The sequence below is a fragment of the Paenibacillus terricola genome (genome assembly GCF_014779765.1).
Lineage (GTDB): Bacteria > Bacillota > Bacilli > Paenibacillales > Paenibacillaceae > Paenibacillus_T > Paenibacillus_T terricola.
Genome location: NZ_JACXZA010000003.1, coordinates 489670 through 508033, shown reverse-complemented (window position 1 = coordinate 508033; position 18364 = coordinate 489670). Strand labels below are relative to the sequence as shown.

Here is an 18364-nt window from a genome sequence, read left to right as displayed (position 1 = left end):
TATGGCCTTATGGACGATGATCCTCCGCAAAATGGCGAAAAACAAATGGCTGCAGCTGAATTTATGGCTGGGGCTTACGGTATGCGTAGCTTTGTTCAGCTCGATGCCATTGTACTCCAAGGCCATTCTGGAGAGGACGTTGTTGAAAGAGCTTCAGTCGGTGCAAGCGCAGCAGCAAGTGTATCCGGGTTATGTGCGGATAGATACGACAATCTCTTCGGAGAAAATGACAGAGAAGACGACGGCTGCCATTCAGAAGGCTGATCGATACGTGAAGACGATACCCGCCAAGATGGGGCTGGATGGCCTGTCGTTCTATCAACAGCGGTTTACGCAGAAAATGAAGGTTTACGGCGCGGACGCAAACGAGCTGGAAATAAAGTCTCTTAATACGATAGGCGGCTTCAAGACATTGTCCGATCTGGAGAAACGCGTCCATCTGATCGATGGCCGCATGCCGACCGATCGAGCGGACGGTGTGATTGAGGCGCTTGCAACGCAGAAATTCCAGCTTGCAACCAAGCGACAGATCGGCGATGAGCTGATTGCGGAATCGATGGAAGGAGACGGGACCCAATTTCGCGTCATCATTGTAGGAACGATGGACACGGATAAAACGGCGGATCCTTATTTGCCGTATTTGACAACGGATAATCAGGATGGCCTTCTTATCCCGTTATCCGTATTCGATCGGGAGTTTACGGTTGGCCGCAAGCTGCGCTTGTCTGAGGTAGAATGGCGGCTTGCATTCAATTACGAACAGCTTGATGTCAAACATATTGAGCAATTCGTGAAAGCGGACACCGAGGTTAGACGTTATTTCCGCGGCAGACTCGGTTCCGAAGAAGTGAACATTCCGGCAAGAGACACGATAGCCTCTTATGCCGGCAAGGAAGATAAGCTTAACATTATGATGGTTTCGCTTTATTCGCCTGTGATGCTGATGCTTGCCTTCTATCTGTTCATGACGGCGAATCTGATTATCGAGCGGCAGAAGACAGAGATCTCTGTGCTTCGCAGCCGGGGGGCAAGCCGACTGCAGATTATGGCGGCTTATACGCTGGAAAGTTTGATCCTTGGAATAGGTGCGTTAGCCGTAGGACCTTATCTTGGCGTCAGCTTCACAAAGCTGCTCGGCGCATCGAACGGCTTCTTGGAATTCGTCCAGCGTTCCGCGCTAGACGTAACCTTGACCAGCGGTGCGTATCGAACAGCTGCCCTGGCAGTGGCGGGAGCCATTATTCTTATCCTTATCCCCGCATATCGCGCAACGAGGGTAAGCATTGTCGATCATAAACGGCAAATGGCGCGGCTAACGAAGCTGTCGTTCTGGCATAAGGCTGGGATTGATATTGCGCTTGTTGCCATCGCGATCTATTTGCTTCGCAGCTTTAATAATAGGCAGGCTGATCTGGAGAGGCTGGCGCTTGATTCGGATGCGCTGCAGGTCGATCCCATGCTGTTCCTCATGCCGGCGATCTTCTCGCTTGGTGCAGGGCTGCTTGTGCTTCGCGTCTATCCATGGTTTATTCGGCTCGTCTATTGGATGGGGCGAAGGTGGTGGTCGCCCGCGCTGTACAATACGCTGGTTGTGATCAGCCGTTCGTCCGGGCAATATCTAACGATTAAAGTATTTCTTATTATGACGGTAGCCACTGGACTGTTCAGTGCCAATGCCGCGCGGACGATCAATGACAACATGGAGAGCCGAATTCAATATGCGATCGGGTCGGACCTTGCGTTGACGACTCGCTGGCAGAGCGATGCGCCAGTCTTCTCGCCGTCGCAGATGCAGACTGGACAGCAGCAGACGGAGGCAGCGACATCGAATAAAAGGGTTCAGTATACGGAGCCTCCTTTCGAGCCTTTCCAGAACCTGCAAGGGGTGGAGTCCGCAGCCCGCGTATTCAAGAAGGCAGTTGCTCGATACAACATAAGCAGCACCGATAAGAACGGAGCAACGATGCTGATGGGCATCAACACGAAGGAGTTCGGGAATACCGCCTGGATGAAGGACGGACTGCTGGATTACCCCATCAACAGCTACCTGAATCTGATTGCGCCGAATCCGAAGGCCGTGCTGATCTCGCGTTCCATCGCGGAGCAGGCTAACCTGAAGCCAGGCGACCCGATCAACATTTATTGGGACTCGCTGGATCGGGCGCAGTTCACGGTTTATGGGATTATTGACTACTGGCCAACTTGGAATCCGATGCCGGGCCGGAGCGACGGCAAGTCGAAGGTCGAGCAGCCGAACCTAATCGTTGGCCATCTCGATGCGATTCAGAATCGACTTGCTGTAGAGCCGTATGAGGTATGGCTGAAGCTGAAGCCGGGCATAACCAGCGATCAGATCTATGATGAGTTGAAAGATTTGAAGGTGACGAGTCTTCGCGATGCATCGCAGCAGTTGGTGTTATCCAAGAATGACCCGTTCCGGCTCGCTATTAACGGCGTCATGACGCTTGGCTTCGTCATCTCGATGTTGATCAGCTTCTTCGGCTTCCTGCTGTTCTGGGTTCTTACCTTGTCGGGCCGAACGCTTCAATATGGCGTATTGCGGGCGATGGGCATCCCGTTCCTGCAAATTATCGGCATGCTCATTAGCGAGCAGATGCTAACCTCAGGCGCAGCCGTCATTATCGGCGTCCTGATTGGCGGTATGATCAGCGAGCTGTTCATCCCGTTGTTCTCGATGTCGTTCTCGACAGCCGACCAGGTGCCGCCATTCACGATTACGTATCAACTCAGCGATTACCTGCATTTGTACAGCATTATCGGCATTATGTTGACGATCGGGCTGTTCATCCTTGGCTTCCGGATGTCGCGTATCCGAATTGCACAAGCGCTGAAGTTGGGAGAGGAGTAATAGCCTATGATTCATTGCGAAGGGCTTGTGAAGATCTACAAGACAGCGGATCTGGAAGTCGTTGCGCTGCAAGGGCTTGACTTGACCGTTGAGAAAGGAGAGCTGATGGCGATCATCGGCAATTCCGGCAGCGGCAAGTCGACGCTTCTCAATATGCTGGGCGGCCTCGACAAGCCGTCAGCCGGCAAGCTGTTCGTAGACGAGAAGGATCTGCTGACGTTCAAAGAGCGGGATCTCGTGAAATACAAGCGTGAATCGGTCGGGTTCGTGTGGCAGAACAATGCCCGCAACCTGATCCCTTACTTAACCGCACTCGAGAATGTCGAGCTGCCGATGATGCTCCGCGGCAGGCGGCGTCGTACACGCGCGCTGGAGCTGCTCGATGCTGTCGGCCTCAGTCATCGGGTGAAGAATCGACTGAGCGAGCTGTCCGGCGGCGAGCAGCAGCGGGTAGCCATCGCCATCGCGCTTGCCAATGAGCCGCGTCTATTGCTGGCTGATGAACCGACCGGCTCGCTCGATACGAAGACGTCCAACCAGGTGCTCGATCTGTTTCGGACGCTGAACCGTTCGATTGGCATTACGATCGTTATCGTTACGCATGATCCGCAGCTGGCTCGCAAGGTAGATCGTGTCGTTCAGATTCGGGACGGCAAGACGAGCGCGGAGATGATTCGCAGAGTATCCTATGCTGACGAATTATCACAGCTGGATACGGAGCAATCGGAGCAGGAGTCGGAGAGCCATATCGAATATGCGGTGCTGGATAAGGCGGGACGCCTGCAAATTCCGGCGGGCTACTTGGATTTGGCCAGCTTCAAGGATAGCAACAAGGTACGCGTCGAGGTGGAGGATGGCCGTATCGTGCTGTATCCATCCGAGGATACGAAGACCGGTTAATCGGCAGTGAATCTACTAGGTTCTGGAATAAGCGCAGCATTAGCAAGCGCAATGGCTATAACTGCTTCTCTCGAAACGAGCTTGGTGTTCCGGCCGTTAGAGAGGGCAGTTTTTTTAATTTGCGTTTCTTCGGGCAAAATGCATTCTTAAGGGTGTTCTACCTGTAGAAGTCAAGCTAATCGTTACAACCGATAATGGCACATGGGATGTCTACGTCGATTATTTGGAATACACCTAGATTTCGATGCCGCGGCAAGTGATGTAACGGTTAATCTGGCCGTTGAGAAAGCTCATTGAGGCAGCTCGACTTATTGGAAAAAGTGAGAAAAGGCTTGAGTGGGTAAGGAAATTTCAAGCTGGAGAATCATTTGAGGATTACCGAGGACGTTGGATCAAGAAGCATTTCAGTAGCGTGGAAGAAGAGAATGCATATTTGAAAGCGCAGGTTGAATATCTAAAAAAGCTCAATCCGAATCTGCATGGGGAGGGGAGTTGGATAAGCAAGCCCGGTCAGAACCATCGAAAAAATGATTCAGAACTACCCGATCATTATGTTATGTAAGATTGCAGAAGTATCGAGAGCTGGTTATTACAAGTGGAAAGTAACTTCAGAAGCCCGTCTAGCCCGTCTGGATGAGGATACAATCATCAAAGAGCATATCTTGGCTATTCACCGCGTAAGGCCGTATTTCGGTTACATACGCATGCGTACTGCACTGCGTAAGGAAGGATTCCAAGTAAACCACAAGAAGGTACGCCGGCTAATGAGAGAGCTGGGAATCCGTTCTGTTATCCGTAAAAAGCGCCCTTTTGCAGGTCGAAAACCGTCCGTGGTCTTCCCCAACGTACTCAATCGTCAGTTCAATGCTGAGGCTGCCCTAGAAAAGTTTGTGACAGACATCACCTATGTAAGGACTGGGCATGATTTTGTCTATTTGTCCGTCGTTTTGGATCTGTACAACAACGAGGTCGTTGCATGGGAATTATCTGCACGAAATGACTTGGATCTCGTGCTCAACACGGTGAAGAAGCTAAAAGCAAAAGGGTCTGTATTGCATTCAGACCAAGGCTTTCAATACACGACTAAGAGGTACAGCAACCTTCTAGAGGAGAATGGTCTTACAGGGAGTCATTCAAGACGTGGTAACTGATATGATAACGCTTGTATAGAGTCATTCTTTTCTCATCTCAAGGCAGAGAAACTGTACCTAGAGAGACCCCACAATGAAGCAGAAGCACGGAAACAAATTGCTGAATACATAACGTACTACAACTATGAACGATTTCAGAAAAAACTTAGCGATCTCTCCCCAGTGGAGTGCCGGGAAAAGATCGCTGCTTAAACACCTTTTTTCACTGTCCACTTGACGGGGCTAAGACCACCTTGAACCGCCATTTCTACTTATTTGATGCATCCTCTTAAGCAATCCCCGCTTGTTCTTTATCTAACCCCAAACACTAACCGACTCGATCATTCGTCACGCCTATATCGGTATCGAAACAAGGAAGATATTGACGACCGCTTTCATTCGTGCTTCACTAGATTCGACAAAGTTTCGGGAAATCTAGTTCTTCATTTCTTCTTCATTCATTCCACATCGGCGGTGATTCGTTTCGTGAAGCGTGTACGGTTTGTGCGCATTAAGACGAAAATGATGGTGTTTTTTCTACTGCTTATTCTCGTTCCGATCCTCACGATGTTCATTAATTCTTATCTCTCTTCACAGCAATTGTTGGAGCGCAAATATACCGATCTGCTCATGGACGTATCGCGGCAGTCCAATATTCGGATTGAAGAGTTTCTCGACGATACTCGCCAAATATCGCTTATTTCAAGTTATGGCATTAACAGCTACGCTTCAGCCATTTCGCAAGAAAACTATCCTATTCAAAACTATTTGAGGGATGATTCCAAGAGCAACGAGGAGCAAGCAACTCAGCTGCTGATGAACTATATTACAATGAAGGATCGGGCCTTCTCCGTTTATGTGTACAACCTAAACCACGGGAAGGATCTGTATATTAGTTCCAATAAACCGATTGACTATACCTATTATCCTGCCAATGAAGCATGGTTCCGTCAGTTTCTGGAGTCGGATGACGTTACGATCGACGTTCCTACGATACTGGATAAGCAGACGAAAGGCGATAAGAACTGGGCCATATTGAACGCAAGAAAAATATACGATATAGATAACGGAAGCCTTCTCGGGATTATGGTCGTCAGCATCGATCTAGGCTTTATTAATAAATTGAATGAGAGACTGGGAACGAGCAGCAAATCGGCCTTTACGATAGTCGATGCGAACGATAATGTTATATTCAATAACGACTACAGTTTGATGGATAAACCGTTTCGGGAAGTTTTTCCGTTCGCTGGGGGATCGCCGGAGACTTTGTCGGACCGCCAGGTCGTAACCTCGAAAGGGAAGGATTATATTCTAATTCGTTCCAAGTTCGAGCAGCACGCATGGACCACTTATCTGTACATGCCGGTTGATGAGCTGGCCGTTGAGGGCGATATACTGAAACGAAATCTAATGCTAATCGTTGTTATTCTTGTCATTTTTGCTTTTGCTAGCTCTTTGTACTTCTCGAATCTGATTACTAGGCCGATCAAACGGCTCATGAACAACATGACTTTAGTCGAGCAGGGCAAATTTGACAATTTACCCGCTGTAAAGTCCAACGATGAAATTGGCCTGCTGGCTATCCGTTTCGAACATATGTCATCCGAGCTAAAGGATATGGTGGAGCGGATCTATCAGGAGCAAGAGGAGAAGGCTGAGGCAGAAATAAGGGCGCTGCAAGCCCAGATTAATCCTCATTTTCTGTATAACACGTTGAATTCAGTCAAATGGATTGCTTCGATGCAGCGCTCAGACAAAATCGTAGAGATGACGGAGGCACTCATTTCGCTGCTTCGTTATTCGGCCAAGACGGAGAATCGTCTCGTAACGGTTCGTGATGAGATCGAAAATATACAACATTATTTGACGATCCAGAAGGTCAGATACTTCAACAAAATCGCTGTTCACTTCGATATCGAGGAAGAGACGCTCGACAGCCCGATTCTGAAACTGACCATTCAACCTATCGTAGAAAATTGTATTTTTCATGGAATCGCGGACTTGGATGAGAAAGGCTTGGTTACGATATCGACAGCAAGGCACAATGAGCAAGAGGTTAGAATTACGATATCCGATAACGGGAAGGGCATGGACGTTGAAACGGCTGAACGGCTAAGAAAACGTATGGCCGATTCCGGAGGCAGCTCCGGGAGTATCGGCGTATCCAACGTGCATAACCGGCTTCAGCGCGTATTCGGATTAAAGTACGGCCTTCAATTCCGAAGCGAATTGGGAGCCGGCACCACTTTCATCATTACGATTCCAGCACACAAAGGACGGGAAAAGCCATGATGAACGTCATCATTGTTGACGATGAGATCCTAATGAGAATTGGCCTCAAATCTATGATCGATTGGGAATCTTACGGTTTTCATATCGTCGGAGAGGCAGCAAACGGCAAGGAAGCGATGGAACTCGCCCAGCTGTATATGCCGGAGCTCATCATCACAGATATCAAGATGCCTGTTATGGATGGCATTGAATTGATTCGCGAAGCATCAAGCAAGCTGCAGCACTGCCAGTATGTCATTCTTAGCTGTCTTGACGAATTCCAGTATGCGAAGGAAGCGGTCAGGCTGGGAGCAGTCGATTATTTGATCAAGAGCGACATTAAACAGCAACAGCTGCTCGACGTGCTCGATATTGTGAAGCAGAACGCCGAGAAACGAATGCAGGGCAATGCGGACGGTATTCTACAAAAGCATTACAAAGAGGGGATCGGGTTTCTAAAGGAAACACTGTTCAAGGAGATGTTCAGCGGGTTTCGACAGGAGGAAGATATCCTACGCAGTAGAGAACCACTGAACATCCGGCTAACCCCGGATCGCATGGTTGTCGTAAAGCTGAGAATCGACCGGTTCGAGGAGATCAAGCTGAAATATGTCGAGCAAGACGAGAAGCTGCTCCGCTATGCCGTCTTGAACATGTTGGAGGAACTTATCCCGCGTAAGTGGAACAAGGAACTGATCGTGGAGAGCTCGGCTGAATACATCCTCGTTCTTAATGTTCCGTCAGACAAAAGCAATAGCGATGTCGGTGAAGCGCTCGCAATGGACAGGTTGGACGATTTGTTTACAAGTCTCACGGTTGCAATGAAAGACTTCCTTCATATAACGATTTCTATTGGCGTGAGCGGTACGGTTCCTGGTTTCGGAGGGCTTCGCCGCGCGTATCTTGAGGCTGATACAGCATTAAAGGAACGGTTCTTCGTTTCGCAGGACGAGGTCGTATATTACCAATCGTTGGGTTGGAAGCCCCGCGAGGATGATAGCTTCGGCCTAAGCCGCGAAGAAGAGGATCAGTTTCGGCGTATGCTGGAGGATGGCGGGGATGGAGCGGCTTATCTGGAGAAACTTCGTAACAGGCTGGACGCTGGCGGCGTAACGGAACGCGCATCGCGTAAATCGTATATTCGAGTGCTGTCCCTTATTACATCCTGTTATCCTAGCGTTCCTTGGTTCGGACCTGGAGATTCCCCCTATGAACGGCTGCTCCGGGAAGAGAGACTTGCAGATGTGCACGGTATCGTACTCGAATATTTGAAACAGTGCCAAACTCAAAATGACGTTCTCTACGAGAGCCGAAGCTATGCTGAACAAGCTAGCGAGATGATCAGGCAGCAATATGCCGAGGATATTTCGCTGCAATCCGTCGCACGACAGATTAACGTTAATCCCTCGTATCTTAGTCGCGTGTTCAAGCAAGAGACCGGCTCCAACTTCGTTAGCTTTCTCACCGAGGTTCGAATGGAGAAGGCGAAGCAATTGCTTCAGAACAAGCAGATGAAGGTGTATGAGGTTGCTGATCGTGTAGGTTATCCTAATACGGCTTATTTCAGTAAATTATTCAAAAAGTTAATGGGTCAAACACCTGAAGAATACCGTTCCATATTAATGATCGATAAAAAAGAATACATTTAGTAAAAAAGTGCATAGTTCTCTATGTACTTTTTTTTTTATCCAGCGGAAGCAGTAAAGAAAGGAAGCTGTAGAGTAAAGATCGTTAATTTATTGTCATTAGGGGGTTCGATATGATTGGGCTGTACACAAAAGAAAGCCTAACTTAATCGAGGGGGTACGTATTACATGAAGAAAAAAGGATTGTCGATGCTGCTTGTGTTGATGGTATTGATGGCTGTTGTGTCAGCATGCGGGAGCTCGGGTTCAAGTTCAAGTTCCGACAAAGAAACCAATCAAGCTCCTGCGGTAAAGTCGGAGGGAAACAGCGACACCGCGGAGCCGAAAGCCAGCGGCGAGGAAGTGACCCTGACTTACGCGATGTGGGATTCCAACCAGGCGAAAGGGCTGCAAACGATCGTCGATGAGTTCGAGAAAGAAAACCCGGGCATTAAGGTGAAAATCGAAGTGACGGGCTGGTCCGACTACTGGACGATGCTGGAGGCAGGCGCAACAGGCGGCTCTCTCCCGGACGTCTTCTGGATGCACTCCAATGAAATTTATCGTTATGCATCCAACGACATGCTGCTGGATCTGAGCGACCGCATCAAGAACAGCCAGAAGGTAGAGATGGACAAGTTCCCGACGGGCCTGACGCAGATCTATAACTTCGAAGGCAAGCAGTATGCGATTCCGAAAGATTTCGACACGATTGGCCTGTGGTACAACAAAACGATGTTCGATGAGGCGAAGCTGGCTTACCCGAACGAGAATTGGACATGGGACGATCTGTACAAGGCGGCGAAGGCGCTTACGAAGAACGGCAAGTACGGCATTCTGACGCCTTTCCACAATCAAGAGGGCTATTATAACTTCGTCTATCAGAATGACGGTACGATCATTACGGCGGACAAGAAGTCCGGTTACGATGATCCGAACACGATCGAAGCGCTGAAATACTATATTAACTTTATCCGCGAAGGCCTGTCTCCAGAAGTCTATGGCGATAGCGAACGTGCGGAGGCTATGCAGAACGGCTTGGCTGCGATGGGCTTCTTCGGCTCGTGGAATCTGTCGGGCTTCACTGCGAACGAATATATGGCTAAAAACTTCGATGTAGCGCCGCTTCCGAAAGGGAAGAAGCAAGCGACGATCTTTAACGGCCTTGGCAACGCGATCGCGCACAACACGAAGCATCCGGAAGAAGCTTGGAAGTTCGTCGAATACTTAAGCTCCAAGGAAGGCCAATTCCGTCAAGCGGAGCTGGGCATCGCAATCTCGGCCTATGACGGAGCAGCTGAACAGTGGGTTTCCTCGAACACGACTTTCCATGTCAAAGCATTCGTCGATATGGTCAAATATGCTGTGATCCGTCCGTATTCCAATACGACGGCTGTGTGGGAAGACAAAGCGTATGAAGCGCTCAAGCCAGCTTTCACTGGTCAGCAAACGGTTGAAGAAGCGGCGAAGAATGCGGCGAAAATCATGAACGAAAGTCTCGCAACGGAGAAATAATCGGCTATAAGCAGTCGGGCAGCTCGATTAGGACATAAGACCGCAGCGGCAGCCCTCAGGGGGCTGCCGCCTTTCACCTATGCACAACGGCTGATAGGAGAGAACAATATGACGAATGCCAGAGCAAATAGAATATCCAAGAGCATGTTGAACGAATGGTATTGGGGATGGTTTCTAGTCGCGCCAACGATCGTCGGCTTGATCATCTTGAACATTATCCCGATTGGTCAAACGTTGTATATGAGCTTCTTTAAAAGCGGAGATTTCGGAAAAGGCAATTTGTTTGTCGGTTTCGATAACTATAGAAAGCTATTGTCCGACGATCAGGTCTGGCATGCCGTCAAGAATACGCTTCTGTATGCCGTCATGGTGGTGCCGACCAGCATCGTTATTGCGCTGATAGCCGCCGTGCTCATGAACGGCAAATTGAGGGGCAAATCGCTATATCGAACAATCTATTTCATTCCGATGATTGCGGCCCCGGCAGCTGTCACGATGGTATGGAGATGGCTGTATAACACCAAGTTCGGTTTAATCAATTACGGACTGTCGAAGTTGGGTCTGGGTCCTGTCGATTGGACGACTGATCCGAACGTAGCGCTAGTATCGATCGCTATCATCGGCATATGGAGCGTTGTCGGCTATAACATGGTGCTGCTGCTTGCAGGCCTTCAAGAGATTCCGAGAGATTATTATGAAGCTTCCGAGATTGACGGCGCCGGCAAGCTGCGACAATTTGTCGTTGTGACGGTCCCGCTTCTATCGCCGGCATTGTTCTTCGTCCTCGTCACGTCCATTATTCAGGCGATGCAAGTATTCGATGTGATTTACATGATGATCGATATTCAGAATCCCGCCTATGACAACACCGTGTCGCTTGTCTATTTGTTCTACAATAATTCATTCAAGTATTCCAACAAAGGCTACGGATCGGCGATCGTGATGCTGCTGCTAGCCATCATTATGATCATCACGGTCATTCAAATGAGAGCTCAGAAAAAATGGGTTAAATACATGTAGGCACAGGAGGTTTACTTACCATGCATACAAGGAGCAAGCTGACGACCTTCGCCATTCATGTCATTCTGCTGATCGGCGCATGCTTGATGATCATTCCGTTTCTATGGATGGTGCTCACTTCGTTCAAGTCGGTAGCGGAATCGACGTCGCTCAATCCGTTCGTACTATTGCCTTCGGAGTGGAAGTGGAGCAATTATTCGGCAGTGTTCAAACAGAACAACTTCTTGATCCTATACTTCAATACGAGTGCAATGATAGCGTTACGGATTCTATGCTCGCTGCTATTCAGCGCAATGGCGGCCTATGCATTCGCTCGGCTCAAGTTCCCCGGGCGCAATCTGCTGTTCGGTCTGGTTCTGTTTCAAATGATGGTGCCGACGCAAATCTTCATCATCCCGCAATATTTGATGGTGGACTCGATGGGCATGCGCAATACGATCTTCGCGCTTGTGTTTCCGGGTCTTGTCAGCGCGTTCGGCACGTTTTTGCTTCGCCAGTTTTTTATGGGTCTGCCCAAAGAGCTTGAGGAAGCTGCCAAGATTGACGGTTATAACATCGGCCAAGTGTTCGTCAAGGTCATGCTGCCGCTGGCCCGTTCCGGGATGGTAGCGCTTGGCATATTCACGGCTCTGTTCGCCTTCAAAGATATGATGTGGCCGATGATTGTCAATACGAGCTCTAGCGCAGCGACGCTGTCGTCGGCGCTTGCCAAAATTCAAAGCGCTTATTCGGTCAATTATCCAGAGCTTATGGCGGCATCCGTCATTGCCATATGGCCAATGCTGATCGTATATGTCCTATTCCAGAGGCAATTTATCGAGGGTATTGCAACTTCAGGCGGCAAACTGTAACACAAGGCTAGTATGCGGAGAGGCTGGCTGCGGCCGGCCTCTCATTATTGTTGTAGACCAATAACAGGAGGTTGCTGCCATATGGGAATCATTTATCATGAGCAATCCGGAGAGTTTCATCTGTTTAATGAAGAGATCAGCTATATCATCAAAATTCTAGACAACGGTCAACTTGGTCATTTGTATTACGGCAAACGACTATCGGATCGGGAATCGTTCGGACACTTGCTGGAAGGCGGGCTGCGTTCGCTGGCAGCTTATGTATTCGAGGATGATTATTTCCTATCGCTTCAGCATACGAGGCAGGAATATCCGTCCTACGGCACGACCGATTTCCGTCATCCGGCCTATGAGATAAGAGCCGAGAACGGAAGCCGCATAACGAGTTTCCAATACGAGTCGCACGAGATATACCTTGGCAAAGGCAAGCCGGATGGCCTGCCAGCAACGTATGTCGAGAATATAGAGGAAGCAGTTACATTGGATATCACCCTGCAGGACCCTGTTCTCAAGGTTAGGCTTGTGCTGAGCTACACGATCTTCAGTTCGCTGCCAGCGATTGCAAGATGCGCGAGGTTCTTAAATGAGGGGAATGGCATTATAGCACTGACCCGTGCCTTAAGTGCATCGATCGACCTGCCTGACTACGACTTCGAGATGGTGCGTCTGGCGGGGGCTTGGAGTCGAGAACGGCATGTAAAGTCGTCCCGGATTGAGCAAGGGGTGCAGAGCGTTCATAGCTTACGCGGAGCAAGCAGCGCGGAATTTAATCCGTTCATTGCGCTTAAGCGGCTTAATACGGACGAGCACACCGGCGAAGTTTATGGGTTCAGTCTAGTCTATAGCGGCAATTTCCTTGCGCAGGTTGAGGTTGACACCCATCACATGACCCGAGTCTCGCTCGGGATTCACCCCGATCAATTCGAATGGACGCTTGCCCCCGGCGAATCATTCCAAACGCCAGAGGCGGTTATGGTCTATTCATGCAAAGGCCTGAACGGAATGAGCCAGACGTACCACCGATTATACCGGACGCGGTTGGCTCGGGGCTATTGGCGCGATCGAGTCCGGCCGATCCTCATCAATAACTGGGAGGCGACTTCATTCGATTTCAATGAAGAGAGCATTCTTGCAATCGCGCGTACGGCTAGTTCGCTCGGGATCGAACTGTTCGTTCTTGACGATGGATGGTTCGGCTCTCGCAACGATGATCGATCCGGTCTTGGCGATTGGTTCGTCAATCGGGATAAGCTGCCAGGTGGAATTAAAGGTTTGGCCGACCGGATTGCAGCGCTGGGGATGCGCTTCGGACTTTGGTTCGAGCCAGAGATGGTGAATAAGGACAGCGAACTGTATCGTACGCATCCCGATTGGATCATTGCAACGCCAGACCGCCCTTCTTCGCCATCGCGCAATCAATATGTGCTCGACATGTCTCGCAGCGAGGTCGTCGATTATTTGTTTGACCGAATGTCAGCCATTCTGCGGGAGGCGGCAATCTCGTATGTGAAATGGGATATGAACCGTTATATTACCGAGTGTTACTCGGCTGCCCATAGCAAGGCGGATCAAGGCACCATATTCCATCGTTATATCCTTGGCGTCTACAAGTTGTATGACAAGCTTACGAGTACGTTCCCGCATGTGCTGTTCGAATCCTGTTCCAGCGGCGGTGCAAGGTTCGACCCCGGCATGCTCTACTATGCTCCGCAAACATGGACAAGCGATAATACAGATGCGATCGAACGGCTTAAAATCCAGTACGGCACCTCTTATGTCTATCCTCTTAGCAGCATGGGCGCACATGTTTCCGAGGTGCCTAATCAGCAGGTAGGGCGGGTGACGCCATTAGAGACGCGGGCGAATGTTGCTTACTTCGGCGCATTCGGCTATGAGCTGGATTTGAACGAACTGACGGAAGAGGAGCGGGAGATCATACGGCTGCAGGTTGCCTTCGTAAAAGGTAACCGAACCTTGATTCAGCAGGGGGATTTCTATCGTCTGCTCGATCCGTTCCAAGGCCAGGAGACGGCTTGGTGCGTTGTTTCGGCGGATCAGGACGAGGCACTGGCAGGCTTTTATCAAGCACTCAATATGGCGAATCGGCCTTGGCGCCGATTGAAACTGGCGGGTCTAGCGGAGGGCAAACGCTATTGCGTGAACAGCGACAAGACTCGCATCCATTACGGCGACGAGCTCATGAGTGCGGGGCTTGTTATTGATAATCGGGAGCTCTCCGCGTCCGGGGGCGATTTTGCCTCCATGTTGATATACCTAAGCGAAGTATAGATAGAAGAAGCCGGGTTGTACGCGAATACGCTTTCACGTATCATGTTAGGTACGAGGTTAAGAGGGCGAGGGACTGCGTCGGTATGAAGAAGAGAGATCGATCATGGTGTGCGGCAGCGATTGCAATCGCTGCCCTTATTGCATTATCGCTGTCCTCCTGCAGTGCAAGTTCGAAGCCGAGCAGCGAAGCGGACAAGCCGCCGGGAGACGAAATCATAACCTTGCGTTATGCCAGCTATTTGCTGGATACGGCGCAGGCAAGCAAAGTGTATTACGATGCGATTGAAGAGTTTGAAGCTACACATCCAACGATTAAGATTGAGCCTGATTTTATACAGAATGCGAATTATATGGCAGGCATCAAGATCCGACTGCTCGGCGGCGTGCAGCTTGACGTGTTCGATACATGGTCGCCGAGTCTGTTCGAAGAGTTTCGCAAGCTCAATTCGAATGTCTACTTGGATTTGACGGGATCCGATTTCTTAAACGGATTCGTTCCTCATGTCCTGCAGCCCGTCACGGTTAACGGTAAGGTATATGGGGTGCCCGAAGTCATGCACAGCGATGGTCTTCTCTATAACAAGCGAATATTTGCCGAGCTTGGATTGCGTATTCCGCAAACATGGACTGACTTCATCGCTGTATGCGAGACATTGAAAGAAGCGGGAATCGTTCCCGTAGCTACGGATTCCTATTGGTCGACGGCTCAATTCTTCTGGGGATCGATGATGTCGAATAATGGGGCGGACGAGGCATGGACCAGAAAGCTGGAGAACGGGGAAATACCAATTCGCAACGGTATCTTCGTAGATGCCATTACGAAGCATAAGGAAATCATTAACCGAGGTTTCGTCCCCTCTAATTGGAGCAGCATGAAGCACGAACAGTCGAAGGATCTGTTCGGTAAAGGGAAAGCAGCGATGATTATTACGGGCACTTGGGATATACCAAGCATTCTGGAGAGAGACCATAATCTTGAGATTGGATTCATGATGGTTCCCGGTGAGAAGAAGACGGTTCCTAACATTAACATAGGCACCTATCGGGTCATTAATGCCAAGACGAAGCATCCGGAGGAAGCAAAGGCTTTCGTTGCGTTCATGAGCAGTAAAGTTACGCAGGAGAAGCTGGCTGAAGGAGCGCAGGCGGTTCCTTCCATCTCGGGCTCCACACTGGGGAATCCTATTGCGAAGGAGATCGCTTCGTTCGTCACTCGATCGGACGCTGTATTATATTGGCCGCATACGGTATCAACAGAATCGCTGCAGGTTAAGATTCAAGAAGGTGTGAATCATTATTTGGCGGGACAGAGCTTGGAGAAGACGCTGGAGGAAATTCAGACTGCCATTGACAATGCTAACAAAAAAGAGCCGTAATTGGGCTCTTTTTTGTCTTTCGTTACTTAAATAGCCTTAGTTGCGAGCTGCGGCAATAGAGATCTGATCGATATCCGGCGCATAGGCGTTGCTGTTAGAGAAACGAATCGTATTGCTGCCGGCGTTTAATTGGACATCGACGACTGCTGTATAGAAAGTTGACCAGCTTAGCGTGTTACGGAAGTATTGGCGCTTCGCAGAACCTCCATTGACACTGATGTCTGCGTAACGGTTCACAATATTGTTATTGTAAGCGTGAGTACCAATTACTTCTGCGTTGGCGTAAGTGACGACCATGCGATAGAGCCCTGATGTCGGCACAGTGACCGAATTGAATTGAAGATAGTTCGCCGCTCCTCCGCCGATCCAGCCTACAACGCTTCCGCCTGCTGCGTTTGCGCTGCTTGAGATGGAGGCTGCGCCTCCACGAGTATTGCCGGACGCTTCAGCCTGATAAGTTGTAATTGTGCCGGCAGCCGGAATAACATCAATATAGTCAATGTTGACCGCATCCGATTCATCGTTCGTGAATGCTTTCAGATCAATTCGGTTAATGCCGGCCGTAAGGAATACTCGAATGGTGGAGTTGTTCCACGTATCCCAGCTCGTTGTGGCAGGGAGCGATAGATCAGTCAGCGTGCTGCCGTTTACATCCATGCGCAGAGCTCGTGTGGAAGGCGCGCTGTTGAAAGGTCCCGCAGCATAGCGGACAGTAACGTCATAATAGCCGTTCGCCGCTGCGTTCACAACGAAGTTGGTGCTTGCATTGTTTGTGCCGCCATAACCTTCAACGAATGAGGTGCCGGAATAACCGCCTGTTGAGCCATACGTAATTGCGGCAGTGCCTGTGATTTTCGCATATTCCGCTTGATATCGAGTGCTGCTTCCGACGGTAGACAAGTCCTTATCCGGTGTAACGATCATGTGATAGGCGGAGAGTGCTTTCATGCCGTTCACCGTCACCGAGATTTGACCGTTGCTTATAGCATAGTCGCCTTCCTGGACGACATACGGAACGTCGGAAGGGTTAGACCCCGTATTATCGACTCCCCATATGGTAACATGCGCAGCATTGCCGAAGTAGGATGCTGAACTGAAACCTTTAACGACAACATCCGTACTGAATACATCCGTGCTGTTCTGCGATCCGCCGAAAATAAGACGCGCTTGCTTCTTGGAGTTGTCAAGCGTCGCAACGCCTTGCAAATAGCCATTCTGCGATGGCGGTGTAATCTGTACCGTATTGCCGGTCATTTCACCGTACCATTTATAGAGCCACCACGCGCCGGTTGGGCGGTTGTTCTGTGTAACCAGATCATTAAGGCTGCCGGCCGTCGTCCAATAGGCGAGATTGCCGTCTACCTTGCTGTTCTCGAATCTTGAAATGAATTGAATGAGATTGCCGGGGACGCCGATATCGATCGATGCCCGTCCATATTCATTAATGACGATCGGCCGAGGCGCAATGCCAAGGCTTGTCTCGATATTCCGGTAATGATTGTAGTGCGTATACCAGTCGGCGACGAAAGAGTTGTCCAGCTCATGCCAGACCATGATATCGGGAAGGACGTTGTTGTTTTTGGCGAAGGTCATGAACTGGCTGTATGCGCTCGCGTTATAGTAGGCGTAGGCAGGTCCTGCAATTTTGGCAGCGGGATAAAGCGTGCGAATGCGTTGGACAACCGTCTTCCAATCATTAAAGAAATTTTGCAGCTTGTCAGATGAATTGTACCAGATCCAGTTCGGCTCATTGAATGGAATAAACGCGTAAACATCGCGGTTAGGATCTGCAAGCACTTTGCCTACAATCGTATCGACTTTCGTCAAATAATCGGCTAATCCGTTGTTCTCATATGGCCAGTTCTGATAAATATCCTGCATCTCGATCAAGATCTGGCGTCCGCCCGCTTGGATAAATTGTGGGGCCACGACTAGGGCATCGCCGTTAGGATGCTGCAGACCGTCGGGCGCTTTCTGGGATATCGTTTGCGGTTGAAGCGGTATGAGCATGTTGTCGCTCGGAACGCCAGGATCGCTAAGACCATAAAGAAAGCCTGTAGCTCCGTGTTTGATTGCTCCCGTATTAGCGGAAAGATCAACCATCAACTGTGGGTTAGCGGCGTGACTTGTTCCTGCAGGCAATAAGCCAACGAGAAGCGCAGCGCTTAGAAGCGATGATAACCATATCGATTTCTTCATTAGATAATTCCCCCACTCAATTAAAGTCAATTACATTTGCATAACGATGAAAGCCTTTTCAAAAGTGCTTGTCTTTCCCGTTAGTCCTCCTTTCTTGCGGGTGCTGTAATCCATCTTATAGAAATGAGCTTGAGGAAGAAATGAATGAAATTGACGGCTTACACTCCTTTTTTTACACTTTATGACCACCTCTAGGTGTAAGAGAAGAAAAGAGAAAGAAGCGGTAAGAAAAGGAATGCTTCCTTATATAGTTCGTTAGATTCAATTGTTATAAATTCAAAAATTTTACACCAAATGAACAAAAAATTCTATGTTTCGG

Annotated in this window: 10 protein-coding genes and 1 pseudogene; 10 read left to right on the top strand and 1 reads right to left on the bottom strand. The window is 49.5% G+C overall.

Annotated features, from left to right (window positions below):
• Nucleotide 1: 1 nt before the first annotated feature.
• From H8B09_RS14330 to H8B09_RS14275, 10 genes and pseudogenes are all read left to right on the top strand, one after another.
• The gene (locus tag H8B09_RS14330) at nucleotides 2–2869 is read left to right on the top strand and encodes an ABC transporter permease (RefSeq protein WP_191204196.1); all 2868 of its coding nucleotides are present in this window, start codon (nucleotides 2–4) and stop codon (nucleotides 2867–2869) included.
• A 6-nt stretch (nucleotides 2870–2875) separates the two neighbouring features.
• Nucleotides 2876–3769 (top strand): ABC transporter ATP-binding protein, encoded by an 894-nt coding sequence (locus H8B09_RS14325; protein ID WP_191204195.1) that lies wholly within the window; start codon nucleotides 2876–2878, stop codon nucleotides 3767–3769.
• 331 nt (nucleotides 3770–4100) lie between these two features.
• Nucleotides 4101–5112, top strand: a pseudogene (locus tag H8B09_RS30500) (IS3 family transposase); the annotation flags it as partial.
• A gap of 273 nt (nucleotides 5113–5385) precedes the next feature.
• Nucleotides 5386–7191 carry a sensor histidine kinase gene (locus H8B09_RS14305; RefSeq protein WP_318152621.1) on the top strand — a complete coding sequence of 602 codons (1806 nt, stop codon included), beginning with the start codon at nucleotides 5386–5388 and terminating at the stop codon, nucleotides 7189–7191.
• The gene (locus H8B09_RS14300; protein ID WP_191204192.1) at nucleotides 7188–8819 is read left to right on the top strand and encodes a helix-turn-helix domain-containing protein; all 1632 of its coding nucleotides are present in this window, start codon (nucleotides 7188–7190) and stop codon (nucleotides 8817–8819) included. Before H8B09_RS14305 ends, H8B09_RS14300 begins: the two co-directional genes overlap by 4 nt.
• Before the next feature lie 165 nt (nucleotides 8820–8984).
• Complete coding sequence (locus H8B09_RS14295; protein WP_191204191.1) at nucleotides 8985–10310, top strand: ABC transporter substrate-binding protein; 1326 nt, start codon at nucleotides 8985–8987, stop codon at nucleotides 10308–10310.
• Between the two features lie 108 nt (nucleotides 10311–10418).
• Nucleotides 10419–11330 (top strand): carbohydrate ABC transporter permease, encoded by a 912-nt coding sequence (locus H8B09_RS14290; protein ID WP_191204190.1) that lies wholly within the window; start codon nucleotides 10419–10421, stop codon nucleotides 11328–11330.
• Between the two features lie 20 nt (nucleotides 11331–11350).
• Nucleotides 11351–12181 (top strand): carbohydrate ABC transporter permease, encoded by an 831-nt coding sequence (locus H8B09_RS14285; protein ID WP_191204189.1) that lies wholly within the window; start codon nucleotides 11351–11353, stop codon nucleotides 12179–12181.
• Between the two features lie 81 nt (nucleotides 12182–12262).
• On the top strand, nucleotides 12263–14470 hold the full coding sequence (locus H8B09_RS14280; protein ID WP_191204188.1) for an alpha-galactosidase: 2208 nt from the start codon (nucleotides 12263–12265) through the stop codon (nucleotides 14468–14470).
• Between the two features lie 83 nt (nucleotides 14471–14553).
• The gene (locus H8B09_RS14275) at nucleotides 14554–15846 is read left to right on the top strand and encodes an ABC transporter substrate-binding protein (RefSeq protein ID WP_191204187.1); all 1293 of its coding nucleotides are present in this window, start codon (nucleotides 14554–14556) and stop codon (nucleotides 15844–15846) included.
• 36 nt (nucleotides 15847–15882) lie between these two features.
• Here H8B09_RS14275 and H8B09_RS14270 read toward each other — a convergent pair whose 3' ends face one another.
• A complete protein-coding gene (locus H8B09_RS14270; protein ID WP_191204186.1) occupies nucleotides 15883–18045 on the bottom strand; it encodes a carbohydrate-binding protein in 2163 nt (720 codons plus the stop codon).
• Between the last annotated feature and the right edge of the window lie 319 nt (nucleotides 18046–18364).